Source organism: Planctomycetota bacterium, from assembly GCA_035574235.1.
In the GTDB taxonomy this organism is placed as follows: Bacteria; Planctomycetota; MHYJ01; order MHYJ01; family JACPRB01; genus DATLZA01.
Genome location: DATLZA010000146.1, coordinates 1 through 24,857, shown reverse-complemented (window position 1 = coordinate 24,857; position 24,857 = coordinate 1). Strand labels below are relative to the sequence as shown.

The following is a 24,857-nucleotide window of genomic DNA, read 5'->3' as shown; positions in this document are numbered from 1 at the left end:
TGGAGGGCCGTCCGGGGGAGGGTGCATGAACCGCGGCCGCCGGGCCGAAATACATAATCGATGGCTCGGCGGTGGGAGCTTTTCCTGGCGCTGGCGGCGGGTCCGGCGGCGGCGGGGGCGTATCTCTGGGAGAAGGGGGCGGGTCCCGTGGCTCTGGGGGTGGCGGCGTACGCCGTGGGGCTGGCGGCGGCGGCGGCTTTCGTGTTCCGGCGGCCGGCGGAATTCGCGGCGGTGGCTCGGGCCGCGGCCGAGCGGGAGCGCGAGGGGGCGGCGCGGCTGCGGGAACTTCAGGGGCTTGTGGATCTGCTTTCGGCGGAGCGCGAGATCGGTCTTGTGCTCAACGAGGACGTCGATTTCCGGGCGGTGCTGGATCGGGTTCTGGCGATCGCCTGCGATACCCTGGGGGGAGCGGTGGAGCTCTGGATGCGCGGCGAAGGAGGGCGCCTGTCGCTCCGGGCGGTCCGGCAGTTCGGAAAAACCGAGTTCGATCCCGGGGCGCCGGAGGATCCGGGGGTGCGGCGGTGCCTGGAGGCGGGGCGGGTGGTGCTGGAGGCGGAGGAGGGGAGGCTTCGGGCGCTGGCTCCGCTTCAGGCGGACCGCGAGGTGGTGGGGGTGGTGCGGGTGACGGCTCCGCCCGAGCCGGATGCGGCGGCGAGGGAGGAGCGGGCGCGGATCCTGTCCCGGCATCTCGGGGAGTTCTCGAAGTTTCTGGGGCTGGCGCTCAAGACGCCGGATCTTTACACGCGCGCGGTTCAGGACGGTCTGACGGGGCTCTGGACGAAGCGCCATTTCGCGCTGGAGGCCCGGCAGGCGATAGAGGCCGCGCGCCGGTACGGCGAGCCGCTTTCGCTCATCATGGTGGACGTGGACCATTTCAAGAAGGTGAACGACACGCACGGCCACGTGACGGGCGACCGGGTGCTTCAGGGGGTGGCGGAGATTCTGCGCAAGAAGGTGCGGGGCGGGAGCGCCTTCCGGTACGGGGGGGAGGAGATGGCGGTGCTTCTGCCCAAGGCGGACCTGGCGGCGGCGGCGCGGGCGGCGGAGCGCCTGCGGGCGGCGGTGGAGGCGCGCAAGATCGCCGGGATCCGGGTGACGGCGAGCTTCGGGGTGGCGCAGTGGGATCCGTCGATGGCGGACCCGGCGGCGTTCGTCGAGCGGGCCGACCAGGCGCTCTATCGGGCCAAGGAGGCGGGGCGCAACCGCGTGGAGACGGCCCCGGCGGGCGCCGCGGCGGCGCCTGCGAGGAGGGCGGAATAGGCCCGTTCGATCGTCGGGGCGCCTCAGAGGTCTCTTTGCCTTCCGGCCGTGCGCCTCCTAGAATATCGGCCGGATGCCGGACTTCGAAATCGTTTCGAAGATGGTCCCGAAGGGGGACCAGCCGCAGGCGATCGAAAAGCTTTCCGATCGGATCCTTCGGGGAGAGCGCTTTTCCACGCTGCTGGGGGTGACGGGGTCCGGGAAGACCTTCACGATGGCGCACGTCATCGCCCGGGTGAAAAAGCCCACCCTCGTCATCACGCACAACAAGACCCTCGCCGCCCAGCTTTATGCGGAATTCCGCGACTTCTTTCCGAAAAACGCCGTCCACTACTTCGTCAGCTACTACGACTATTACCAGCCCGAGGCCTACATCCCGCAGCGGGACATCTACATCGAGAAGGACGCGGACATCAACGAGGACATCGACCGGCTGAGGCTGGCGGCCACGAGCGCGCTCCTTTCCCGGCGGGACGTGGTCGTGGTCGCCAGCGTGTCCTGCATCTACGGCCTGGGTTCGCCGGAGGACTACCGGGAGATGACGGTGCCCCTCCGCAAGGGGGACCGCCTCGACCGCCACACGCTGGCCCGGCGCCTAGTGGACGTCCAGTACGAGCGCTCGGACGGGGCGCTGGAACGCGGGCGTTTCCGCGTCCGGGGCGACACCGTGGAGGTGCGGCCCTCCTACCTCGAGACGGCGCTGCGGGTCGAGTTCGACGGTGACGCGGTCGCCCGGCTTTCCGAGATTCACGCGGTGAGCGGCGGAACGCTCGCCGAATACGAGGCGTTTACGATCTATCCGGCCAAGCACTTCGTGATGCCGGAGGAAAAGATCAACCGGGCGCTCTACACGATCGAGCTGGAGCTCGAGGAGCGCCTCCGGGAGCTTCAGGCGCAGGGCAAGCTCCTGGAAGCGCAGCGGCTGAAGGCGCGGACGAAGTACGATCTGGAGCTTCTGCGCGAGGTCGGGTACTGCAAGGGGATCGAGAACTACTCGCGGCATCTCTCGGGCCGCCGGCCGGGGGAGCCGCCGGCGACGCTTCTGGACTACTTTCCGAGGGACTTCCTCTGCATTGTGGACGAATCGCACGCCACGCTTCCGCAGCTTCACGGCATGTACAACGGCGACCGCTCCCGCAAGCAGACGCTGGTGGACTACGGATTCCGGCTTCCGAGCGCGCTCGACAACCGGCCGCTCCGGTTCGAGGAGTGGGAAGCCAAGGTCCCGCAGGTCCTTTTCGTTTCGGCGACGCCCTCGGCCCACGAGCTCAAAGCCTGCGGCGGCGACGTCGTCGAGCAGATCATCCGTCCGACGGGCCTGGTGGACCCCGAAATCGAAGTCCGGCCGGCGCGCGGGCAGGTGCCCGATCTTCTCCAGGAGATCCGGATCCGCGCGGAGCGCCGCGAGCGGGTGCTCGTGACCACGCTGACCAAGCGTCTCGCGGAGGAGCTTTCGGCGTTCCTCCAGGAGGAAGGGATCCGCGGAAAATATCTCCACTCGGAGATCGAGACCCTCGAGCGCGTGGAGATTCTCCGCCAGCTCCGGGAGGGGAAGTACGACGTCCTCGTGGGGGTGAATCTTCTGCGGGAGGGGCTGGACCTTCCGGAAGTGACGCTCGTGGCGATTCTGGACGCGGACAAGGAGGGGTTCCTGCGTTCGGAGACCTCGATCATCCAGACGGTGGGCCGCACGGCGCGGAACGTGAACGGGCGGGTCCTTCTCTACGCCGACCAGGTGACGGACTCCATGCGCCGCGCGATCGCCGAGACGGAGCGGCGCCGCCGGCTTCAGCTCGACTACAACGCCCGGCACGGGATCACGCCCCAGACGATCCAGAAGGAGATCCGGCGGGGGGTGGAGGAGGTCCTGCGGGCGCGCCGGACGGCGGCGGAGGCGGCGGGGCTGGACGAGGCGGGCTTGGACCGGGCGGAGGCGATCGCGGCGCTCGAGAAGGAGATGTACGCGGCGGCGGAGCGGCTCGACTTCGAGCGCGCCGCGGAGCTGCGCGACGCGATCCGGCGTCTTTCGGGGCAGGAGGCCGCGGGGGGCGGCGGTTCGCGCCGGCGGAGCCGCGGCGCCCGGGTTCGGCGAGGCTAGATCTTGACTCCCGGGAGCGGCTCCCGTAGTCTAATCAGCGCTTCCACATCCGGCGGCGGGCGGCCCGCGCGCCCGCCGGCACGTGCCCGTAGCTCAACTGGATAGAGCGTTGGCCTCCGGAGCCAAAGGTTGCAGGTTCAACTCCTGCCGGGCATACCACAGATTCCGTCCCCGGCTTTCGACGCGAGGGTCGGCGGGATGATGCGCGGCGGCCTCCCTTCCACGCCTTGGGTCGGGGGATGCGGTCGGGGGATTCAAACCTCGGTTTTGCCCGAATGGCGATCGGACCCGGTCCATTCCGGACGACCGTCGCCTACTCTTTCCGCGTGACCGCCGCCGCCACGTGCCAGTGGTCCTGCTGATAATACGAGAGATGGTCGATGCGCACCCCGCAGTCGTCCAGGATGGTCCTCCATTCCTCGAGCGTCATTTTCCGCTCATTGCCGAAATCATGGTGGGGCCAGAAGAAGGAGGGGACCGAGAAGACCACGAAACGCGCCACGTGGAGCTGCGCCTGGAGGAACTTTCGGATCGTGTCGTTGTCGAAGTGCTCGAGAGTTCCCTGAGAGAAGGCGACATCGAACGAACCTTCCTTCATGAGGGGGAGATCCAGCCCGTCCATGCAGAGGATGCGGGCGTAGCCGCCCAGGCGCTGCGCGATCCGCCGGGCCCGGGCGACCATGATCGGGTCGTTGTCGATCGCGACGACGTCGTAGTTGCGCTGTGAGAAGACGATCGAGAGGGTGCCGCTTCCGGCCCCGAAGTCGAGGAGGCGGGGCGTTCGCTCCCCGGCGGCCCTGCGTGCGTACTTCTCGACCAGTTCCACGAAGAAGGCGTGATGTCGGGCATTTTCAAGGACGAACTCCTCCGTGATCTCGTGGGTGTACTCCGTGAGCCAGGGGAACGTGGGATCGATGAAGGACGCCAGCATGGAGAGAAGCGCGGAATCCGCCGCGGGCGCTTCCCCGGAGGGGGACCCGTTGCGACGCTCGCGCTCGATCCGGTCGAGCCGCGAGGCCAGGGCCCGGACGTCCCGCGCCAGCGCGTCCACATAATCGGAGTTGCGGACTTTCCGCACGACCCGGCGGGCGAGGCCGCCGAAGAGGGACGGCTTTGCATCGGGGGCGTCTCCAGGACGTGCCTCGTGAGCGTTCATCGGTCGTGCCTCCTTTCGACGTGCCCGTTCCGTCCGGCCAGCCGGAGGACCGCGGCGATCAGTTCATGACTCGATTCTTTCCAATTCGGCCAGGAGAATTTCGCCGGAGGCGCGGGGACGCTCCCTTTTTCGACGTCGTCGATGCGGCGCGCCAGGTCTTCGGCGGAAGACGGATCGAAATACACGCATCGGTCGCCTCCCGTTTCCCGATGAGCGGCGATGTCGCTGGCCAGAACGGGCAGGCCGTGCCGGAGCGCCTCGACGATCGGCAGGCCGAACCCCTCGTAAAGGGAAGCGAAGATCAGCGCGCGGGAGTTCCGGTAGCAATACGAGAGTTCCGTGTCGTCCAGATCGTGGAAGACGAACAGCCGGCGGTCGCGCTCGGCATGGTTCCCGAGCCGTTTCAGAAGGTCGCCGCACCGCCAGCCGCGTCCCCCGGCGATCAGGAGCTTCGCTTCCGAGCCGCGGCCCCAGAGGATCTCGAACGCGTCGAGAAGGAGGGACTGGTTCTTTCGGGGCTCCAGCGTTCCCACGGAAAGAAACGGCGCCGGGAGGGACGCGAACGCGGACTCCAACGACGGTCGCACCCGCGTCCGGGGGGTGGCGTCGAGGCCGGCGCCCAGGCGGAACGTCCCCAGCGCGGGAAGGCCGTTCCCGGCGGGGCCCCGACGGAGATGGGTCTCGAGATCGCGGCGGGTCGTTTCAGAAATGCAAAGGCAGAAGTCCGCCGTCGAGAACGCGCGCGCGCTCCATTCCCGGAAGGCCTGAACGAAGATCGAGGTGCACCATTGCGGAAAGAGGAGGGGAATGAGGTCGTACACGACGCACCCCACCCGGGCGCCGCCGGCGCGCGCGTCCCGCACCCTGTCCCAAAAGCCGGGGAGGTTCCAAGGGGCGTCCGCGAGCAGCAGAATGTCGCCCGGGCGAAAGCGGACGGGGCGCCTTCGCAGGAAGAGGCCGACCCAACGGATCGAAAGGTACGGCCGCTTTCGAAGACGGGCTTTCAGGATCGCGACGATCTTTCGGGGCAGGAAGGCGTGGAGGAGAGCCGCCGCGACCTGAACGGCGGCCTTCACCGCGCGCACGTAGCGTTGGTAGAGCATCACGAACGGATGGGGATCCGGCCCCCGGACTTGGCGGAAGCCGCCCGGAGTCCAGACGATGGCGTGGCACTCCAAGCCGAGCGCCTTCGCCCTCGACGCGCCGTGGCGGGCGATGTTCCGGACGACTCTCTGGATGCCCGTCCGGCCTCCGTGAAAGTAGGTCTGAGAGCAGTCGATGAACAGGCGCGCCGGAGCCGCCTCAGACGACATGGGGACGCTCCTGCGCGCGCCGGGACGGGGCCGGTCTGACGGCGTCGAGATACTCCGGAAGGATCGCGTCGGGCGGCCCGACTCGCCGGACCGCGCCTCGATCCAGCCAGACGACGCGGTCGCAGAGCCGGCGCACGTCGTCTTCGGCGTGGGACACGTACGCCATGGTGACGCCGCGGCTCTTGAACTCCCTCATCTTGGCGAGGCACTTTTCGCGGAATCCGGCGTCTCCGACGGAAAGCTCGTCCACGAGCAGGATCTCGGGGTCGGCCGCCGCGACCACCGAGAACCCGATCCGCGCGAGCATTCCGCTGGAGTAAGTGCGGATCGGCTGGTCGATGCGGTCGCCCAGCTCGGAGAAGGCGACGACGTCATCGATTCTCCGGAGCGCCTCGCGGCGGGTGAATCCGAGGACGACCGCCGCCAGGAGGACGTTTTCCCGGCCCGTCAGCTCCGGATGGAAGCCCGCCGTGGGCTCGAGAAAGGGGCAGATTCTCCCGCGGATGCGGATCTCCCCGCGGGTAGGCCGCAGGATCCCCGCGATGAGCCGGAGCAGGGTGCTCTTTCCGGAGCCGTTACGTCCCACAAGGCCCACGACCTCGCCCGGGGCCGCCTCGAGCGAGACGTCCCTCAGGACCTCGGCCGGGCCTTCATTGGTCGCGGGGCGGCGGAGAAGGAACGCCTTCAGGCCGCCGGCCAGGAGCCGGGTCCGAGGGAAGGTTTTCGAGACGCCCCGCAGGGCGATCGCCGGTTCCGTCATACGAGCTCCGCGATCCGCCAGGAAAGCCTTCGGTAGACCGCGTGGCCGACGGCGGCCAAGGCCGTCCCGTGCGCCAGGCCGAGGAGGAGGGGAGCCCACGGGACGCCGCCTTCCAGAAGCACGTTCCGCCAGACGATCGTCACCGGGGCCATGGGGTTGGCATGCACGATCCAGCGGTAGCGGTCCGGAATCATCGATTCGCGGTACAGGACCGGGGTCAGATAGAGGAGGACCCAGACCGCCAGGCCGGTCAGCCGCTCCAGGTCGCGGAGGTAGACGTTGGCCGACGATACGGCCAGCGCCAGCCCGTACGTGACGAGGAATTGAGCCGCGGCGGCCAGCGGGACTCCATAGAGCCAGGCCGCCGACGGCGCGCGTCCATGCAGCCCCAGAAGCAGAACGATCGCCGGCAGGGAAAGCAGGAAGTGGGCCATGTTCTGCAGCACGACCGCCAGCGGCAGCAGATTTCGCGGGAAGGCCGCCTTCCGCAGGAGCGCCGCGTTTCCCACGAACACCGTGGAAGCGGAGATCAGCGAGTTGGAGAACCACTGCCAGGGAAAAAGGCCGGCCGCCAGGAACAGGGCATAGTCTTCCACCGGCACTTTCATCACCGTTTTGAAGGCCAGAAAGAAGACGGCGACGAAGGCGAGCGGGTGCGCGAGCGACCACAGGTAGCCCAGCACGGTGCCGCGGTATCGGGTCTTGATCTCCTTCTGAGTGAAGACCGCGATGAGATCCAGTCGGTGCCGGAAGCGCTCGGAGTTCATCCGGGAAGGTCCCGGAGCCGGCGATCGCGCCCGGGTCGGGGACGGGGTATCCTAACGTTCCCGCTCGGGCCCGCACAAGGAAATCCGTTCCCATTTTGAACGCCGCCCGACCCTCCGAGCCTTTGTCGAGCCTTAGCGGAAGCTTTGTGCGCCCTTCACGGTCCCGCCCTACCTTTCGGGCCGACAAGCCGAAAGGAGGCAGGACATGGAAACGTTGTGGATCGTGGCGATCGCTCTGGGAACGGCGGTGTCCCCGCAGGACGAAGAGATGGAACGCCTGCGCCGGGCGGCCGCTCAGGAGAAGCAGAAGGAGCTGGAAAGCCTGCCGGAGCGGGTCGGCAAGCTGGAAAAACAGGTCGCCCAGCAGCAGCCTGCGTGGGATCCGGCCCGGATGCTGTCCTTCGCGACGCCGGACGGGAACTTCACGGCCAAAATCGGCGGCCGCATCTACATCGTCGCCCGCCACGTCTTCGATCGGGACGACGGCGGGGGAGGCGGGGCGGACAACTTCCTCGTAGACGACGCCCGCATCCAGCTCGACGGAACGTTCTTCCGGGATTTCTTCTACCGGCTGGAAACCACGGCCAAGACGGGATCCCCGTCGGTCTCGATCACGAGCACGGGTACGGTCGACCCGGACGGCGCGGGACCCCTGGCCCCGGTGCCCGTTTCCGTCACGGGAAGCTCGACGGCGACGGCCGCCATGCTCAATCTGAACGACGTCTATGTCGGATACGGCGGCCTGAAGGAGTTCTTCACCGTTCAGTTCGGTCAGTTCAAGGAGCCGTTCAGCCAGGAAGAGACGACCTCGAGCCGCTTCATCGACTTCGCCGAGCGAAGCGTCTACAACGCAGGGCTCGTCGTCCCTTCACGGGATGTCGGCGTCATGCTCTCCGGAGCGGTCGCCGACGGGCTTTTGCAGTGGAACCTCGGGGCTTTTAACGGCACCGGCGTCGGCAAACCCAAGAATCTCGCCGACAACAACGACGAAAAAGATCTGGCCGGCCGGATCTTCGTGAGCCCGCTCAAGAACGGCCCGGCCCTCGTGAAGAACCTGCGCCTGGGCGTGGACGCCACCGTGGGCGACGTGGACGGTCCGGTGGCCCTGGGGGCCATGACCTCCGGAGACTACAGCGGCGTCACGCTGATTCCGGCGACGCTCCCGCAGCTCGACGGCCTGCGGAGACGGCTGGCGCTGAACTTCTCCTGGGCGTCCGGGCCGTTCAGCCTCCGCGCGGAGTACGGGACGCTCCATCAGGAACTTCAGGAGTCCTACGCTCCGGCGGGCGACTTCGAGATCCGGGCGTGGTACGTGCAGGGCACCTGGCTTCTGACCGGCGAGGACAAGGCCGTCGAGAACCGGATCAAACCCCGGGCGAACCTGAATCCGCTCGAAGGAACGTGGGGCGCGTTCGAGCTGGCGCTGCGGTTCGCGGCCGTGGACGCCGGAGATCTCCAGGACGCCGGCCTTATCTCCGCCGCGGCCAACTCCGAGGTCCGGGAAGCCACGTTGGGGCTGAACTGGTGGTGGACGCCGAACGTGGTTCTTCGCCTCAACTGGGAGCGTCTCATGTTCGACGAGGACCTTCCGGTCGGTTCCGGCGATGCGCTGGAGGACAGCCAGGACATCTTCTATCTGCGCTGGCAGATCGACTTCTGAGCTTCACGGCGGCTTGATCGGGTCTTTACGGAATCTTTACACGGATCGGTTCTGATACGGGCGAAGCATAAGGAGAACGCGTATGAAGCGGTTGTGGATGGCGGCGCTGGTCCTGGGGGCGGCCGCGACAGGGCTTGCGCAGCAGGTGAAACTCGACGGGGCGCTCCCGCCCTACGAGGCGGTTTCCGGCGTGAGCGGCAACCTTTCGAGCGTCGGCTCGGACACGATGAACAACCTCATGACCCTCTGGGCCGAGCAGTTCCGCAGGTTCTACCCCAATGTCAACATTCAGGTGGAAGGAAAGGGCTCCAGCACGGCGATCCCGGCGCTCGTGGCCGGGACGGCGCAGCTCGGCCCCATGTCCCGGCCGCCCAAGGACACCGAGATCGACCTCTTCGAAAGCAAGTTCGGATACAAGCCCCTCGTCCTTCGGACGGCGGTGGACGCGCTGGCGGTTTTCGTGAACAAGGATAACCCGCTTCCGTACCTTACGCTGGAGCAGGCCGACGCGATCTTCTCCAAGTCGCGCCGTCGCGGGGGCCGTCCCGTGCGCACGTGGGGGGACCTCGGACTCACCGGCGAATGGGCGGGCCGGCCGATCAGTCTCTACGGCCGCAACTCCGCGTCCGGCACGTACGGGTTCTTCAAGGAGCACGTGCTCAAGAACGGCGACTTCAAGGATGAGGTCAAGGAGCAGCCCGGGTCCGCCTCCGTGGTTCTGGGCGTGGCGACGGACCCAACCGCGATCGGCTACAGCGGGATCGGTTACGTCACCTCCGGCGTGCGGGCCGTGCCGCTGGTAGATCGGCCGGGAGGCGCTCCCATTGCGGCCACGGCGGAGAACGCGTACTCCGGGGAGTATCCCCTGGCGCGCTTTCTCCTGGTGGTGGTGAACCGGCCTCCCTCCCGACCGCTGGATCCCTTGACGCGGGAGTTCCTCAAGCTCGTCTTCTCGCGGCCCGGGCAGGAAGTCGTCCTGAAGGACGGGTACTTTCCGCTGACCGCCGACCTGGCTCGGGAGGAGCGATCGAAGATCGAGTAGAGAGACGATGCTTCCGGACCCACCACCCCGTACTCAGGCCGGCGGACCCGCACCCCGGGTCCGCCCGCCCCTTTGGAGATTCCCTCGGGCCGGCCGGCGGCGCGTCGCCGACCGGCTGGCTCGAGGCGTCGTCACCCTCGGAGGGGTCGCCGTCATCGGATCGATCCTGGCCATCCTCGTCGTCCTTGTGGCCGAAGTGGCCCCCCTTTTCCGTCCCGCGCGCATCGCCGAGCGCGGCGGCTTCGCCCTCGCCCCGAAGGGCCCTCCTCTTATCGTCGGAGTCGATGAATATCGCGAAGTCCTGTACGTGGCGACGATCGGAGGACTCCGATTCTTCGATCGGTCGGGAGCGCTGCTTGCGGAACCCTCCCTTTCAGCGCCGGCGGGGACCTCGGTCGGCCCGGTGTCGGATCGCCGGCGGGGCTCCCTGGCGCTGACCTTTTCGGACGGAAGCCTCCTGCCGGTGGAAATCGTTTTTCGGACCACGTACGGGGAACAAGGCCGTTCCGTGCGTCCCGAAGTCCGAACGTCGCCGCCCGTTCGAATCGCCGAGGCGGATGCTCCCCTCCTTGCGGCGACGCACTCCGGGACGGAGGACGGACTGGTCGCGGCCGCGGCGGTGGCGCCTCGCAGGCTCGCGATCGTGCGGCGGCGCCAGAAACGGGCGCTGGTGGGGCCGGGACGCGTCGAGGAGGCGCGCCACGAGGTCGATCTGCCGGGCACGGGGCGGGTCGTGGCGCTGGCCGTGGACGGACGGGGCGAGGATCTCTTTGCGGGAACAACCGAAGGGACTCTCGTGCGGGTGGACCTGAGGGGCGCGCGGGCCCCTCAGGTCGTGGGGACCCAAGCGGTGACTCCCGACGGCGCGGGCGTATCCGTTCTCGGATTTCTTCTGGGGGACCGGACGTTGATCGTGGGCGACGTTCGAGGGCGCCTCTCGGGCTGGGGACTGGTGCGCGGAGAAGGGGATGCATGGATCCTCCGGAAGTACCGGGATTTCGCTCCGCACGGGGCCGCGATGGCCGGATTCCAAGCTTCCTCGCGCGACAAGGGATTCCTCACGTGGGACGTTCAAGGGGAGATTCGCCTCCACCACGGCACGACGGGCCGGACGGTCGCGGAGATCCATGCGGGTCCGGGCGCCGTGGCGTGTCTGGCTCCGAAGGGGGATGGGATCTTCGCGGTCGATCCCGGAGGGCGGGTCCGCTCCTGGGATCTTTCGAATCCCCATCCCGAAGTCACGCTCGGGACGCTTTTCGGCCGCGTCTGGTATGAGGGGTACGAACGACCCGAGTTCGTCTGGCAGTCCACCGGGGGCACGGACGACTTCGAGCCGAAGCTGAGTCTGGTGCCTCTCGTCTACGGGACGCTCAAGGGGACCTTTTATGCCCTTCTCTTCGCCGCGCCGCTGGCGCTCCTGGCCGCCCTCTACGTCTCCCAGTTCATGCATCCGAGTCTCCGGTCGGTCGTCAAGCCGGTCGTGGAGATCATGGCGGCGCTTCCGAGCGTGGTCTTGGGTTTTCTGGCGGGACTGTGGCTGGCGCCACGGGTGGAGCGGTGGCTGCCCGGGCTTCTTCTGGCGGGGCCCCTGAGCGCGGGGCTCCTGCTGGCGGGAGCGGCCGTCTGGCGGCGCCTGCCAGCGGGCGCTCGGAAATGGATCCGACCCGGAAGAGAAATCGTTCTTGTGTCCGCCCTGGTCGGAATCGGTCTGGCCGTGTCGCTTCCCCTGGGGGCCTGGCTCGAACGCGCGGCGGCCGGCGGGGACTACCGGAACTGGTTGCGCGAAGTTTTGGGACTTTCCTTCGATCAGCGCAACTCGATCGTGGTCGGGATCGCCATGGGGTTCGCGGTCATCCCCGTGATTTTCACCATCGCGGAGGATTCGCTTTCGGGCGTGCCGGGGCACCTCACGGCGGGCTCGCTGGCGCTCGGGGCCACACGCTGGCAGACGGCGATCCGCGTGGTGCTTCCCACGGCGAGCCCCGGAATCTTTTCGGCGGTCATGGTCGGCTTCGGCCGCGCGGTCGGCGAAACCATGATCGTGCTCATGGCGACCGGGAACACGCCGATTCTGAGCCCGTCGCCCTTCAACGGCTTCCGGGCGCTTTCGGCGAACATCGCGGTGGAGCTGCCGGAGGCGCCTCACGGGAGCACCCTCTACCGGGTGCTCTTCCTGGCGGCGCTTCTTCTTTTCGCGATGACGTTCGCGGCCAACACCGTGGCGGAACTCGTCCGGCTCCGCCTCCGGAGGAGGTATCAGAGCCTGTGAGGCGCGGCGGAGGCGAGGGTCTGATCTGGCTGACCGGCGGGGCGCTGGCGGTGTGCCTGCTTCTGGTCCTCGGGCTTGTGGCGCTGCTCATGGTTCACGGTCTCGGATTCTTCTGGCCCCGGGCGCTCGTGCGGATCGAGCTTCGGGACGGGTCGCGGGTCCTCGGAGCGATCACGGCGACCGAGACGGGACCTTCGGGACGGCGCTTGCAGCTGCGGCAGGGCAACCGCGACGTTTACGGGAACGATTTCCGCTGGATCGACGAGTCGGCCATAGCGCGGCGCGACACGCCGCGGGACGCCGTGGTCCTGGAGCGCTGCGAATGGGGGCCGATGTACGGCTATCTCCGCGGGCTGACCGCTTCCGACGGCCGCCGCGTGGAAAAACCCGAACTCCTGTGGACGACGCTCCACGAGGAACTCGCGCGGACGGAAAGGATTTCGCGCGAGATCCGGCGTCTGGAGCGGGACGAGGTCGGCGCGATCAACCGTGAGGAGGAGCGCCTCCGCTTGAGCCTTCGGCGTCTGGAGCTCGACGGCGTTCGGGAGGGGTCCGCGGTCGAATCCTTGCGCGCCCGGCAGGCCGAGGCGAGGAAGCGTTTCGAGGAGATCGCCGGCCGGCTGCGGGAACTTCGGGGACGTCTCGGCGGGGCCGTGCGGCTGGACGTCGAAGGGGCGGGGGAGCGGGAGGTGCCGCTGTCGGCGGTCGTGGAGGCGTATCGTCCGAACTCGATGGGGGTGTTCCGAAAAGTCGCTTTTTATATGGGGCGCGTGTGGGAGTTTCTGTCGGAGGAGCCTCGAGAGGCCAACACCGAGGGAGGCATCTTTCCGGCCCTCTTCGGCACGGTGCTCATGGTTCTCCTCATGAGTCTCTTTGTAAGTCCCTTGGGGGTCCTGGCGGCGCTTTACCTGCGCGAGTATGCGCGCCAGGGAGTGCTCGTCAGCGCGGTGCGGATCGCCGTGAACAATCTGGCGGGGGTGCCTTCGATCGTTTTCGGGGTTTTCGGCGTGGGCTTCTTCATCTACACGGTCGGGGGGACGATCGACCGTCTCTTCTACCCGGAAGCGCTTCCGGCGCCGACCTTCGGCACGGGGGGGCTGCTGTGGGCGTCGCTGACGCTGGCGCTCCTGACGGTGCCGGTCGTGATCGTGGCCACGGAGGAAGGATTGGCCGCGATTCCGAGGGGTCTCCGAGAAGCGTCCCTGGCGCTGGGGGCCACGAAGTTCGAAACCACCTGGAGGGTGGTGCTCCCGTCGCTTCTGCCTTCGATCCTCACGGGCCTCATCCTCGCGATGGCGCGCGCGGCGGGCGAGGTGGCTCCTCTCATGATCACCGGGGTGGTCAAGCTCGCGCCTTCGCTGCCCGTGGACGGAACGCCCCCGTACCTGCACCTGGAGCGCAAGTTCATGCACCTCGGGTTTCACATCTACGACGTCGGTTTCCAGTCGCCGAACGTGGAGGCCGCGCGGCCGATGGTGTTCGCCACGGCGCTTCTTTTGCTCCTGGTGGTCGTGATCCTCAATCTCACGGCCGTCCTGGTGCGCCAGAAGCTCCGGCGCCGGCTGTCGTCGGCGTCCCTGTGAAGATACGGAGGAAGGTATGGTCCTGGTGCCCCGCATGAAGGTTCCGGAGCGCGCTTCCGCCGGGCCCGGTCCGCGGGCGGGATCGGGCACGCCGCTCGTCGAAGTGGAGCGGCTGACGTTCCGCTACGACGGCAAGGCGGCCGTGCGGGACGTGACGATCACGTTCTTTCGGCACCGGATCGCGGCGCTGATCGGTCCTTCGGGATGCGGCAAGAGCACGCTTCTTCGGTGTCTCAACCGGATGAACGACCTCATCGAGGGGACGTCGCGGGAAGGGACGATCCGTCTGGCGGGGGAGGACATTTACGCGGCGGACATGGACGTGACGGAGCTCCGGCGTCGCGTCGGGATGGTGTTCCAGAAGTCCAACCCTTTCCCGAAGTCGATCTTCGAGAACGTCGCGTACGGTCCCCGACTCCGGGGAGTGAGCCGCCGGGCCGATCTGGAGGCCGTCGTGGAACGGAGCCTGCGGCAGGCGGCGCTGTGGGACGAGGTGAAGGACCGGCTGCAGGCGTCGGCCCTGGGGCTTTCGGGCGGCCAGCAGCAGCGGCTCTGCATCGCGCGGGCGCTGGCGGTGGAGCCGGAAGTGCTTCTCATGGACGAACCGTGTTCGGCCCTGGACCCCGTGGCGACGGCCCGGATCGAGGAACTGCTTCTGGAGCTCAAGGAACGCTACACCGTGGTCATCGTCACGCACAACATCCAGCAGGCGGCGCGGGTGTCGGACCACACCGCCTTCATGCTGCTCGGCGAGCTCGTCGAGCACGGCGAAACGCGCCAGGTGTTTACCACGCCGCGGGATCCGCGGACCGAGGCGTTCATCAGCGGCCGGTTCGGATAGTTCCGGGGGCCGGCTTGACGAAACCTTGATGCCGTCTTCGCTCCGTCTTTACGAAACGAAGGTGTACTGGGGGCGGAACGAAGAAAGGAGGACTTTGATGTTCGTGAGACACTGGATGACGAGCCCGGCGGTGACGCTTCCGGCCGAAACGCCGGCCGTGGACGCCCTCGAGCTGATGCTGGTGCGTCGGATCCGCCGGATTCCCGTGCTCGGAGAGGGCGGGATGCTGGCGGGGATCGTGACCCGCGACGATCTTCAGAGAGTGTTGGGAGTTTCCGAGAATTCCGTCCGCCGGACGCGGGTGACGCTGGGCGATATCATGACCCCCAGGGTGCGGACGGTGGCCCCCGAGGATCCCCTGGAGCGCGCGGCCCGGATCATGCTGGAGAACGACATCGCCGGGCTGCCGGTGGTGCAGGGCGATCGGGTCGTCGGAATGATCACGGAATCGGATATCTTCGCGGCGTTCACCCGAATCATGGGATTGTGCGAGCCCGGCGGGAGGGTCGTGTTGACGATTCCGGAAGGATCCGATCTGCTGGAGACGCTTCGGGCGCGGACGGCGGGCATCGCGCTCAGGAGCCTGGCCGCCTATCCGGCTCCCGGCGGCGGATGGGAAGCCGTGGCCCGCGTCCGGGGGCGTCGTGCCTCCGCCGGGACGGAAGAGCCCGACCTGGGGGAGGGCGACGCCGGGAAAGGGACGTCCCGAGGGCCCGCCGTCGCAGGAGGATTGTCCGGATGATCCATCGCCATTTCGAGGAGGCCCTCGCGGAGCTCAAGGGCCGTCTCGTCCGGATGGGGACCCTGGCGGAGGCGATGGTCGACGAGGCCGTCCGGAGTCTCCTCGAGCGCGCCGGCGATCGGCACGCGGAGGTCTACCGCCGGGAGGAGGAGGTCAACGCGCTGCATCTGGAGATCGACGAACGGGCGATCGGGATCCTGGCGCTCCAGCATCCGGTGGCGGCGGACCTGAGGCTGGTGGTCATGTCCTCGAAGATCGCCGGCGAGCTGGAACGGATCGCCGACCAGGCCGTCAACATTTGTCAGAACACCGCCCACCTCCTAAAATATCCTCCGCTGAAACCGCTCATCGACATTCCGCTCATGGCCGACCGGGCCCGGGCGATGCTCCGGGAGAGCCTGGACGCCTTCGTGCGTTCAGACGCGGCGCTCGCGCGCAAGGTGCTTCGCGACGACGACGCCGTGGACGCCCTCAAGGACCAGGTCTTCCGCGAGCTTCTGACCTACATGATGGCCGATCCGGGGACGATCCCGCGGGCGCTCGACCTTATCCTCGTGTCGCGGAACCTCGAACGCGTGGCGGATCACGCCACCAACATCGCCGAGGAGGCGATTTACGCCGCCGAAGGAAAGGACGTGCGTCACCACCACGAACAGGAGCAGCGGTCCGGGGAGGGGGAATAGGTCCATGCCACGGACGGTCCTCGTCATCGACGACGAGCCGGAGATGCTCAGGCTGCTCGACTACAACCTGACGCGCGCGGGGTACGCCGTTCTGACGGCCCGCGACGGTGAATCGGGGCTGGCGGCCGCCCGGCGGCACGCCCCCGACCTCGTGATCCTCGACGTCATGATGCCGGGTCTCGACGGTCTGGAAGTCTGCAAGCGCCTCCGGCAGGAGCCGGCCACCGCGCCCCGGCCGATCCTCATGCTGACGGCCAAGGCGGAAGAGTCGGACCGCGTTCTGGGACTCGAGCTCGGAGCGGACGACTACCTCGCCAAGCCCTTCGGGATGAGGGAGCTTCTGGCGCGCGTCAAGGCGCTCCTGAGACGGGCGGAAGGGGGATCCGAACCGGCCGAGATCCTCCGGGTCGGCCGGCTCGTGATCGACTCGGGCAGGCGCCAGGTGACGGCGGCCGGCAAGGCCGTGGCTCTGACGACCACGGAGTTCAACCTTCTGCGGGCCCTGGCCGAGCGGCCGGGGCGGGTGAAATCCCGCGAGGACCTGATCGGGGCCGCGCGCGGAGAGGACGCCGAGGTGGTGGACCGCACCGTGGACGTCCACGTGGCGGCGCTGCGGCGGAAGCTCGGAAAGCTGGGGGACATGATCGAAACGGTGCGCGGCGTGGGCTACCGGCTGCGCGAGGACTGAGGCTCCCGTGTTCCGCCGCGTGTTTCTGGCGCTTCTGGCGGCGGCGCTCGTGGCGCCCGCGGTGTTGACCGCTCTCGTCGCCGGCCGGACGCGGCCGAGGCTCGTCGAGGAAGCGGAACATCGGCTGGCCTCGGAGATCGCCCTTCTGAAGGCGCTCGTTCGGGCGTACCCCGAGCCCCGCGCGCTCCAGGCGGCCCTGGCGGAAGCGGCCGGGTCGGGCGAAACGCGCTTCACCGTGATCGGACCGGACGGGAAGGTGCTGGCGGACAGCCATGCTCCCCCGGAAGGAATGGACCCGCACCGGGACCGTCCCGAAGTGCAGGAAGCCCGCCGGCGCGGCCGGGGACGGGCGATCCGGCCCAGCGCCACCCTCGGAATCGATCTCCTCTACGTGGCGGTTCCTTTGGACGAACGGGATCGCGGGGGAACGGTCCTGCGCGCGGCTCTCCCTTTGGGCCGCGTGGAAGAGCAAGTCGGGGCGCTCTACGGGGGCATCGCCGCCGCTTTCGCCGGCACGCTGGCCGTCGCGGCGGGAATCGCCTGGGTCCTGGCCCGGCGCCTGACCCGGCCGATCCGCCAGATCCGCGACGTCGCCCGGGCCATTTACGGGCGCGACGTCGAGACCGTGGCGCCGCTGGTCGGCCGGGACGAGATCGATCTTGTGGGCGAAGCTTTGCGCCGGATGGGGGAGGAGCTGGAGCGGCGCCTCGAACGCCTGAGGCAGGAACGGTCCACGCTTGAGGCGGTGCTTCTCAGCATGCAGGAGGGGGTGATCGCCGTCGGTCCCGAGGGGGACATTCAGCATCTCAACTCCGCGGCGGCGACGCTTCTGGGCGCAGGCTCCGAAGCCGTAGGGCTGCGCGTGTGGGAAGCGGTCCGCCACCCGGCGCTGGAGGAGACGGTGCGGAGGGCGCTTGGGGGGAAGGGACCGTCCCGCGCGACTCTCGAGTTCGGCGCCCGAACGCTGGACGTCTCGGCGTGTCCCGTGGCCGGCCGGGGAGCGGCCCTGGTGGTTCGGGACGTGACCGAGGAGCGGCGCTATGAGCGCCTGCGGCGGGAGTTCGTCGCCAACGTTTCGCACGAACTGCGCACGCCGCTGTCGATCGTGCGGGGTTACGTGGAGACGCTCCGCGAAGGGGCCTGGCAGGATCCGGCCGCGGCGCCGGAGTTTCTGGCCGCGATCGAATCCAACGTCCGCCGGCTCGAGGCCTTGACGGCGGATCTTCTCGATCTTTCGAAGCTGGAAACGGGCGGGTCGATTCTCCGACCGCGGCCCGTGGACCTCGAGTCCGCCCTGCGGCGCATCCATCAGGCGTTCGAGCCGCCGGCGCGCCGGAAAGGGCAGAGCCTGGACCTGGACGTGGCGGAGAACATCGGCGAATTCGTGGCCGACTCCGACCTCCTCGAGCGGGCGGTGTCGAATCTCGTGGACAACGCGATCAAATACACGCCCGAGGGGGGACGGATCCGCCTCGCCGCGCGGGCGGAGCCGGGGACGGTGCGGATCGCCGTCGAGGACAACGGGATCGGCATCCCCGAGGCCGAGCTCCCGCGCATCTTCGAGCGGTTCTATCGGGTGGACAAGTCCCGGTCCCGGGAACTCGGAGGGACGGGGCTCGGCCTGGCCATCGTCAAGCACGTGGTCCAGCTTCACGGGGGACGCGTCGAAGTCCGGAGCCGGCCGGGGGAAGGAAGCTGTTTCACGCTCGTCCTGCCGCGCCGTCCCGCCGCGGCGGCCGCACCGGGGGCCTGACGCTTCCGCTCCTCCCGCACGTCCGGCGGCGTATCAAAGACAACAGGAGGGGCCCCCGATGAAATGGCTTGTCTTCGCCGCGGGACTTGCGCTCGGCGCGTCCCAGGAGGATCGTCCCCCCGGGCCGCTTTCGCCCGCGGAAGCCCTCAAGACGTTCCGGCTTCCGGCGGGATTTCGGATCGAGCTTTTCGCCGCCGAGCCGGACGTGCGGGATCCCGTGGCGATGGCTTTCGACGAGGACGGCCGCGCGTGGGTCGTGGAGATGGCGGACTATCCGCTCGGCCCGCCGTCGGGCCGGTTGCGCCTGCTCGAGGACACGGACGGCGACGGCCGCGCGGACCGGTCCTCCGTCCTGGCCTCCGGAATCCCTTTTCCGACCGGGGTCCTGCCCTGGCGGGGCGGGGCTCTCGTGACGGCCGCGCCGGACCTTCTTTTCTTCAAGGACGAAGACGGCGACGGGAAGGCCGAACGGAGAGAAGTCGTCTTCACCGGCTTCGGGGAAGGGAACCCGCAGCACCGCGTCAACGGCCTTCAGTTCGGGATCGACGCCTGGATCTACGGGGCCAACGGCGACAGCGGCGGCCGGATCTTCCGGCCCGGCGCGAGGGATGAAAAGCCGCTTTCGATCCGCGGCGCGGACTTTCGTTTCCGGCCGGATTTCTCGGGCCTCGAGGCGGTGTCCGGGCAATCCCAGTTCGCCAATACGTTCGACGACTGGGGCAACCGTTTCATCAACAACAATCCCAACCACATCCGCCATCCCGTGTTTCCGATGGCGTACCTGGCGGCCGCTTCGCGCTTTTCCCTCTCGTCCGTGGAATCCGCTCCGTCGGATCACGGTCAGCGCGTTTATCCGGCCAGCCGCCTGCAGCCCCGCTTCAACGATCCCCACACGGCCGGTCACTTCACCTCCGCCTGCTCGGTGACGATCTATCGCGGGACGGCGTTCCCGCCGGAGTTCCGCGGCAACGCCTTTTCCTGCGAGCCGGTGCACAATCTCGTTCACCGGGACATCCTGGCGCCGGAGGGAGTCACCTTCGTCGCCCGCCGCGGCGAGCCGAATTCGGAATTCCTGGCGTCGACCGACAACTGGTTCCGTCCCGTGAACCTCTGCGGTGGGCCGGACGGGGCGCTCTACGTCGTGGACATGTACCGCGCCGTCGTCGAGCACCCTCAGTGGATCCCGCTGGAGATCCAGCGGAGGATCGACCTGCGCGCCGGCGAGGACCGGGGGCGGATCTATCGGATCGTGCACGAATCTTCCCGGCCGGCGGCGCGGCCGCGCCTCGGCCGGGCGACGCCGGAAGAGCTTGCGGCGCTTCTCGAACATCCGGACGGCTGGTGGCGGACGACGGCTCAAAGGCTCCTCGTCGAGCGCCGCGACGCGGCCGCCGTGGAGCCGCTGCGGAAGATCGCCCGCGGATCCGCCTTCCCTCCGGCGCGCGTCCATGCGCTCTGGACACTGGCCGCTCTGGGGACGCTGGGGCCGGAGGCGGCGGCGGAGGCGCTCGAAGATCCCGAATCGGGAGTGCGCGAACACGCGTTGCGGATGGCGGAGCCGTTCCTGGCCGGCTCGGAGGCGCTGCGCGACCGCGTCTTTGCGCGGGTCGGCGACCCGTCCATCCGGGTCCGCTTCCAGCTGGCGCTGACGTTGGGTCGCCTGGAGGCGGACGCGAGGCGGCCCGCGGCGCTGGCGCGTCTGGCGGCGCGGGACCTGGGGGATCGCTGGATCCGCGCGGCGGTCCTTTGCTCGACGGGCGCGGCGGCGCCGGAGGTGCTGGCGTGCCTTCGAGCGGAAGCGCTCGATCGGCTGGAGGCGTCCGCTCCGGGAGCGGTGGAGCTCGTGCGCGGTCTGGCGGATCTGGTGGCGGCGGGGAAGGACGAAACGGAAGCGGCGCGGTGGCTGCGGGAGGTCGTTGGGGGCGAGACGCCGGCGCCCGCCCCCTGGCGAATGGCGGGGCTGAGTCTCCTGGCCCGGTCGGGGGCGAAGGCTCGGGCGCTCGTCGAGAAGGCCGGCGTGGCGGAGCGGGTGGACGGCTGGTCCGCGCGGGCCCTGGAGGCGGCGCTGGACGGCGCGCGGGAGCCGCGCGAGCGGGTGGAAGCGATCGAGCTTGTGGCGGCGCTGCGGCCGACGCCGGAGGCGGCCGCGCGCCTGGAGACCCTCGTGCGCCCGCAGGAGCCCCAGGAGGTTCAAGTGGCGGCCGTGAGGGCGCTTTCGGCCTGGCCGGGCGATCCGGTCGGCGCGCGGCTTCTGGACGGATGGTCCGGCCGGGTGGGGCGGGTTCGGCGGGAGATCCTCAACGCCATGTTCGCCTCTCCGGAACGCCTGGAACGCCTGCTGGAGCGCCTGGAGCGCGGGGACGTGCGGCCCGCGGAGCTGGAGCCGCATCACCGCGAGCGGCTCCTCAAGCACGCGTCCGCCGCCGTCCGGGAGCGGGCGCGCAAGGCGCTCGAATCCGCCGTGGACGCCGACCGGCAGGAGGTGGTGCGGGAGCTGACCGAGAAGGTGATGGCGCTTCAGGGGGACCCGGTGCGCGGCGAGCGCGTCTACGTTCAGAACTGCGCCTCGTGCCACCGCTGGCACGGGCAGGGCTTCCGCGTGGGGCCGGACCTGACCGTCGTGGCGGGGCGGGACAAGCGCGCGCTGCTCGTCGACATTCTGGATCCGAACCGGGCGGTCGACCCGGCCTACCAGACCTACGTGGTCAAGACCGCGAAGGACGAGTTTTCGGGGATCCTGGCGTCGGAGACGCCGGCGGGCGTGACGCTCCTGCGCGCCGGGGGAGAACAGAGCACGGTTTTGCGCGCGGACATCCTGACGATCCGGGCCTGGCCCGCTTCCCTGATGCCCGAGGGAATCGAGGCCAACGTCACTCCTCAGGACTTCGCGGATCTTCTGGAGTTCCTGCGCCGGGGAGGGGGAAAATAGCGGGTCGATGGCCGGCGTGACGCCGGAGGCTCTTCAGGGATCTTTCATCGAGGATTGTGCGCGGGGCTCTTGGGGCGGAAGGGAAAGCTTTCCGCCGGGACCGCGACGCGCCCCCGGCAGGACGGGCACTCCGCCGCGGGGCCGGGGGACCTTTACCTTCGTCGGTCTTACGGAGCCGAACTATGGGGTCTTCGTCCATCCGAATCCTCTACGTCGAGGACGAAGAGGACGACGTTCTCTTCATGAAGAGGGCTCTGTCGAAGGTTTGCCCGGACATCGAACTCAAGGTTGCGCGCGATGGAGACGAGGCGGTGCGCGTCCTTTCCCAGGAGCGGCCCCCGCCCGACTATGTCCTTCTCGATCTCAAGATGCCGCGCCGCTCGGGCCTGGAGGTTCTTCAATGGATTCGGGGGCACCCCGAACTCAAGGACCTTGCGGTCACGGTTTTCAGCTCATCCCCGGAACAGTCGGACCTGTCCCGCGTGCACCAGCTGGGAGTGGATCAGTACATCGTGAAGCCGGTCAGTTTCGCCGAGCTCGTGAAGGTGGTGCGTTTCTTGTGCGAACGGTGGGGCGTGACGGACCGGCCGGCCTCGTGACGTCCGGGCGGTCCGGGGGGCGAGATGAGCAAAGAAACAGAGAATCGCCGCGCCGCCGAAGAACGTCTGCACCGGGCGGCGGACGGGACGTGGGATTGCGCGTTTTTCGCCCTGGACCGGGAGGGGGGCGTCGAGGGATGGAATCCAGGAGCCGAGAAACTTCTGGGGTACACGGGAAGGGAGATTCTCGGACGATCATGGGATATCTTCTTCTCCCCGGAGGATCGCGCCGCGGGCCGGCCGGCGCGTCTTCTGGAGGATGCGCGCGGGCGCGGCACCGCCGCGGACGAGGGGTGGCGGGTCCGTAAGGACGGCTCCCGTTTCTGGGCGGACGCGCGCCTGACGGCGTTGCGGGACCCCGAGGGGTCCCTCCAGGGATACGCGCATTTCCTTCTGGATCGCACCGAAGCCCGGGCGGCGGAGGAGGCCGCGCAGGCTCGGCTCCTCGCGCGTGTGCGCGATCTCGAGGAAGCCAACCGGGAAATCGACGCGTTCGCTTCACTGGCGGCGCACGACCTCGGGGTGCCGCTCCGGGCGATCCGGATGTATCTGGAAACGCTTAAGGAGCAGGCGGCGGCGCGTCTGGCTCCCGAGGAGCGGGAGGAAATGGGCCGCCTGGAGGCGGCCGCCGCGCGCATGGAAGCGCTCGTCCGGGACCTTCTGGCGTACAGCCGGCTCCGGGCGGCGGACCTTCCGCGCGGGAAGATGGACCTGGCCGACGTCGTCGCGGAGGTCCTGCGGGATCTGGGTCCGGCGCTGGCGCAGCGCGGGGCCGCGGTCGCGGTGGAAGGGGATCTGCCCCCGGTGCTGGGAAACCGCACGGGCCTGGCGCGCGTCCTTTGCAATTTCGCGGTCAACGCCGCCACGTACGTCCCCCCCGGCGTGAAGCCCCGGATCGTCGTGCGCGCCGAGCGACGGGGCGCCCGGGTTCGGATCTGGGTGGAGGACAACGGCATCGGGATCGCTCCGGAACATCACGCGAGGATTTTCGAACCGTTGGAGCGCCTGCACCGCCAGGACGAACATCCGGGCACGGGTCTGGGCCTGGCGATCGCGAAGCGGGCCGCCGAGCGGATGGGAGGCGCCGTGGGGGTGGAGAGCGAGCCGGGAAAGGGAAGCCGCTTCTGGGTCGAGTTGCCCGCCTTCGATCCGGAAACGGGAACGGCGATCGGGGGAAACTCGAAGGCCGCACGGTAGGCCGCGCCCGGGCGGTCGGCCCCCTGTGGTATACTCCGCTTCGACTCCGTGATGGTGCGCCGCCTTCGGATTCCGATTCTTTTCGTCTCGGCGGCCGTTCTGTACTCCCTGCGCCTGAACGCCCCCTTCGAGGCCGAGGCCGAAGAGGCGCTGGCCCAGTATGGGCTCTACGCCCGCAACTACGATCGGTTCGGGTATGTCCTCTCCGGATTCGCGCCGTTGAACCTGGCGGGGCCGACGCTGGAGAACTACCCGTCCGTGACGCGCCAGATTTATGCGCATCGCCCGCCCGTCGTCTCGCTCGTCGTTTCGGTCTTCTACAAGATCCTCGGCGGGGAGGAAGCGTCGATCCGCGTCCCGGTGATCCTGGCGACGCTGGCCGCGCTGGCGCTTTTCCGGGCGGTCGCCCGGCGGCTGCTCGATCCGCCGTGGGATGTCGCGGCGACGGCGCTTCTGGCCTTCGTTCCCGTGTTCGCCTACTACGGTCCGACGACCGTCCATCAGATCTTCGGCCTCCTCGGAGCTCTTCTCATTTATTGGGCCTATTTCCGGTGGCGGGAGGCTCCCGGGCGGGGAAGACGGTGGGCGCTGGCGGGGGCGGTCTTTGCGGCGTGCTGGCTGGATTGGCCGGCGTTCTACGCGGCCGGGGCCGTGGCGGTGCTCCATGCGGCGACGTCCCGGGAAGGACGGTGGGCGGCGTGGGTGGCCCCCGCCTCGGCCGCCGCGGCGGCCGGCGCGTTCGTCATCTACCTTTATGCCCTGGACCCGGCGGAAACGTTGCCGCTGCGGTCGTTTTTCGCCTCCGGGGCCGGTCACGCCGGGCGCGCCCCGGTGGGCGCGGCGGCGTACCTCGCCTCGGAGGGCCGGGAGCTGGCGGTCAACTTCACGCTGCCGCTTCTGGCTCTGGCGGCGCTGGGGGCCGCGCGCCTGCGGCCGCGCGGGGATTGGCGCGGGGCGGCGATTCTTTCGATGCTGGCGTGGGGGGCGGATGAGCTTCTCTTCCGGAACATGTGCTGGTGGCATCGGTATCTGACGCTTCCGTGGGCTCCCGCCGCGGCGCTTCTGGGAGCCGTGGGGCTGCGGGAGCTGGCGTCGGTTCGGCGAGGCGAACTTCTGGCGGGAGCGGCGGTTCTGGCGTTTGCGGCGCAGGCGTTTCTGGTCCTGCGCCAGCGGCACACGTTCCGGGGGTATTACGAGGTGGACCGGGGGTTCGCCGAGGCGCTCGTGCGGAACACGGAGCCGGGGGATCGGATCCTCGCGCGGCTCGCCCATGACGTTCATCTGCGTTCGTTTTACGCCGACCGCTTCGTGGTCACCTACCGGGACGATCTCCGGATGCTCCTGCTCCAGTACGTCAACGCCCCCGAGGAAGGAGTGGACGATGCCGTGCTCATGGAGCGTTTGGGACGTCCGGGGCACGGCTTTTCGTGGTTCGTGACGGCCTCGGACGCGGCGGCGGGCGCGCGCTTCGGCTGGATCCGGCGCCTGTCCGGGGATCCCGGCTTCCCGCGGCGGGC

The 24,857-nt window shown here is 68.8% G+C and carries 19 protein-coding genes and 1 tRNA gene; 16 read left to right on the top strand and 4 right to left on the bottom strand.

The features are described 5' to 3' along the window. The first annotated feature begins 60 nt into the window (after positions 1-60). The 3 genes from VNO22_13400 (at position 61) to VNO22_13390 (ending at position 3,517) form a co-directional block, all read left to right on the top strand. Entirely contained in the window at positions 61-1,260 is a 1,200-nt protein-coding gene (locus tag VNO22_13400) for a GGDEF domain-containing protein (protein HXG62367.1), read from the top strand. A 73-nt stretch (positions 1,261-1,333) separates the two neighbouring features. After that, entirely contained in the window at positions 1,334-3,358 is a 2,025-nt protein-coding gene (gene uvrB / locus VNO22_13395) for an excinuclease ABC subunit UvrB (protein ID HXG62366.1), read from the top strand. Positions 3,359-3,440: 82 nt separating this feature from the next. Beyond that, positions 3,441-3,517: transfer RNA gene (locus tag VNO22_13390), tRNA-Arg, on the top strand. A 154-nt stretch (positions 3,518-3,671) separates the two neighbouring features. On the opposite strand, the gene VNO22_13385 is transcribed toward VNO22_13390, so the two are convergent. From VNO22_13385 to VNO22_13370, 4 genes are read right to left on the bottom strand one after another with little or no spacing between them, the layout of a single operon-like run. Continuing rightward, positions 3,672-4,514 (bottom strand): class I SAM-dependent methyltransferase, encoded by an 843-nt coding sequence (locus VNO22_13385; GenBank protein HXG62365.1) that lies wholly within the window; start codon positions 4,512-4,514, stop codon positions 3,672-3,674. Next, positions 4,511-5,827: a glycosyltransferase family 1 protein gene (locus VNO22_13380; protein HXG62364.1), complete on the bottom strand. Its 1,317-nt coding sequence runs from the start codon at positions 5,825-5,827 to the stop codon at positions 4,511-4,513. The genes VNO22_13385 and VNO22_13380 overlap by 4 nt, the downstream gene beginning before the upstream one ends. Beyond that, positions 5,817-6,587, bottom strand: a complete 771-nt coding sequence (locus VNO22_13375; GenBank protein ID HXG62363.1) for an ABC transporter ATP-binding protein — start codon at positions 6,585-6,587, stop codon at positions 5,817-5,819. Before VNO22_13375 ends, VNO22_13380 begins: the two co-directional genes overlap by 11 nt. After that, positions 6,584-7,354, bottom strand: coding sequence for an ABC transporter permease (locus VNO22_13370; GenBank protein ID HXG62362.1), 771 nt, complete (start codon positions 7,352-7,354; stop codon positions 6,584-6,586). The genes VNO22_13375 and VNO22_13370 overlap by 4 nt, the downstream gene beginning before the upstream one ends. A 205-nt stretch (positions 7,355-7,559) precedes the next feature. On the opposite strand from VNO22_13370, the gene VNO22_13365 reads away from it, so the two are divergent. The 13 genes from VNO22_13365 to VNO22_13305 all read left to right on the top strand — a co-directional run. Beyond that, entirely contained in the window at positions 7,560-9,014 is a 1,455-nt protein-coding gene (locus VNO22_13365; GenBank protein HXG62361.1) for a porin, read from the top strand. A 97-nt stretch (positions 9,015-9,111) separates the two neighbouring features. Next, entirely contained in the window at positions 9,112-10,056 is a 945-nt protein-coding gene (locus VNO22_13360; GenBank protein HXG62360.1) for a phosphate ABC transporter substrate-binding protein, read from the top strand. Positions 10,057-10,063: 7 nt separating this feature from the next. Then, positions 10,064-12,325, top strand: coding sequence for an ABC transporter permease subunit (locus VNO22_13355; GenBank protein ID HXG62359.1), 2,262 nt, complete (start codon positions 10,064-10,066; stop codon positions 12,323-12,325). Then, positions 12,322-13,908, top strand: coding sequence for a phosphate ABC transporter permease PstA (gene pstA / locus VNO22_13350; protein ID HXG62358.1), 1,587 nt, complete (start codon positions 12,322-12,324; stop codon positions 13,906-13,908). The genes VNO22_13355 and pstA overlap by 4 nt, the downstream gene beginning before the upstream one ends. A 16-nt stretch (positions 13,909-13,924) precedes the next feature. Next, positions 13,925-14,749, top strand: coding sequence for a phosphate ABC transporter ATP-binding protein PstB (gene pstB / locus VNO22_13345; GenBank protein ID HXG62357.1), 825 nt, complete (start codon positions 13,925-13,927; stop codon positions 14,747-14,749). A gap of 97 nt (positions 14,750-14,846) precedes the next feature. Continuing rightward, positions 14,847-15,491, top strand: coding sequence for a CBS domain-containing protein (locus VNO22_13340; protein HXG62356.1), 645 nt, complete (start codon positions 14,847-14,849; stop codon positions 15,489-15,491). Beyond that, positions 15,488-16,174 (top strand): phosphate signaling complex protein PhoU, encoded by a 687-nt coding sequence (gene phoU / locus VNO22_13335; protein HXG62355.1) that lies wholly within the window; start codon positions 15,488-15,490, stop codon positions 16,172-16,174. Before VNO22_13340 ends, phoU begins: the two co-directional genes overlap by 4 nt. A gap of 4 nt (positions 16,175-16,178) precedes the next feature. Further along, entirely contained in the window at positions 16,179-16,862 is a 684-nt protein-coding gene (locus VNO22_13330) for a response regulator transcription factor (protein HXG62354.1), read from the top strand. A 7-nt stretch (positions 16,863-16,869) separates the two neighbouring features. Beyond that, positions 16,870-18,615 (top strand): ATP-binding protein, encoded by a 1,746-nt coding sequence (locus VNO22_13325; GenBank protein HXG62353.1) that lies wholly within the window; start codon positions 16,870-16,872, stop codon positions 18,613-18,615. A 58-nt stretch (positions 18,616-18,673) separates the two neighbouring features. Continuing rightward, a complete protein-coding gene (locus VNO22_13320) occupies positions 18,674-21,544 on the top strand; it encodes a PVC-type heme-binding CxxCH protein (protein ID HXG62352.1) in 2,871 nt (956 codons plus the stop codon). A 182-nt stretch (positions 21,545-21,726) separates the two neighbouring features. Then, positions 21,727-22,143: a response regulator gene (locus VNO22_13315; GenBank protein ID HXG62351.1), complete on the top strand. Its 417-nt coding sequence runs from the start codon at positions 21,727-21,729 to the stop codon at positions 22,141-22,143. Between the two features lie 24 nt (positions 22,144-22,167). Next, positions 22,168-23,340: a PAS domain-containing sensor histidine kinase gene (locus VNO22_13310; protein HXG62350.1), complete on the top strand. Its 1,173-nt coding sequence runs from the start codon at positions 22,168-22,170 to the stop codon at positions 23,338-23,340. Positions 23,341-23,391: 51 nt separating this feature from the next. Beyond that, positions 23,392-24,857, top strand: a 1,466-nt coding sequence (locus VNO22_13305) for a glycosyltransferase family 39 protein (GenBank protein HXG62349.1), incomplete at its 3' end; no start/stop codon positions are given.

Excerpts from the sequence above, each read along its gene's own strand:
- VNO22_13400 (HXG62367.1), top strand. The coding sequence starts at position 61 with ATGGCTCGGCGGTGGGAGCTTTTCCTGGCGCTGGCGGCGGGTCCGGCG.
- uvrB (HXG62366.1), top strand. The coding sequence starts at position 1,334 with ATGCCGGACTTCGAAATCGTTTCGAAGATGGTCCCGAAGGGGGACCAG.
- VNO22_13385 (HXG62365.1), bottom strand. The coding sequence starts at position 4,514 with ATGAACGCTCACGAGGCACGTCCTGGAGACGCCCCCGATGCAAAGCCG.
- VNO22_13380 (HXG62364.1), bottom strand. The coding sequence starts at position 5,827 with ATGTCGTCTGAGGCGGCTCCGGCGCGCCTGTTCATCGACTGCTCTCAG.
- VNO22_13375 (HXG62363.1), bottom strand. The coding sequence starts at position 6,587 with ATGACGGAACCGGCGATCGCCCTGCGGGGCGTCTCGAAAACCTTCCCT.
- VNO22_13370 (HXG62362.1), bottom strand. The coding sequence starts at position 7,354 with ATGAACTCCGAGCGCTTCCGGCACCGACTGGATCTCATCGCGGTCTTC.
- VNO22_13365 (HXG62361.1), top strand. The coding sequence starts at position 7,560 with ATGGAAACGTTGTGGATCGTGGCGATCGCTCTGGGAACGGCGGTGTCC.
- VNO22_13360 (HXG62360.1), top strand. The coding sequence starts at position 9,112 with ATGGCGGCGCTGGTCCTGGGGGCGGCCGCGACAGGGCTTGCGCAGCAG.
- VNO22_13355 (HXG62359.1), top strand. The coding sequence starts at position 10,064 with ATGCTTCCGGACCCACCACCCCGTACTCAGGCCGGCGGACCCGCACCC.
- pstB (HXG62357.1), top strand. The coding sequence starts at position 13,925 with ATGGTCCTGGTGCCCCGCATGAAGGTTCCGGAGCGCGCTTCCGCCGGG.
- VNO22_13340 (HXG62356.1), top strand. The coding sequence starts at position 14,847 with ATGTTCGTGAGACACTGGATGACGAGCCCGGCGGTGACGCTTCCGGCC.
- phoU (HXG62355.1), top strand. The coding sequence starts at position 15,488 with ATGATCCATCGCCATTTCGAGGAGGCCCTCGCGGAGCTCAAGGGCCGT.
- VNO22_13330 (HXG62354.1), top strand. The coding sequence starts at position 16,179 with ATGCCACGGACGGTCCTCGTCATCGACGACGAGCCGGAGATGCTCAGG.
- VNO22_13320 (HXG62352.1), top strand. The coding sequence starts at position 18,674 with ATGAAATGGCTTGTCTTCGCCGCGGGACTTGCGCTCGGCGCGTCCCAG.
- VNO22_13315 (HXG62351.1), top strand. The coding sequence starts at position 21,727 with ATGGGGTCTTCGTCCATCCGAATCCTCTACGTCGAGGACGAAGAGGAC.
- VNO22_13310 (HXG62350.1), top strand. The coding sequence starts at position 22,168 with ATGAGCAAAGAAACAGAGAATCGCCGCGCCGCCGAAGAACGTCTGCAC.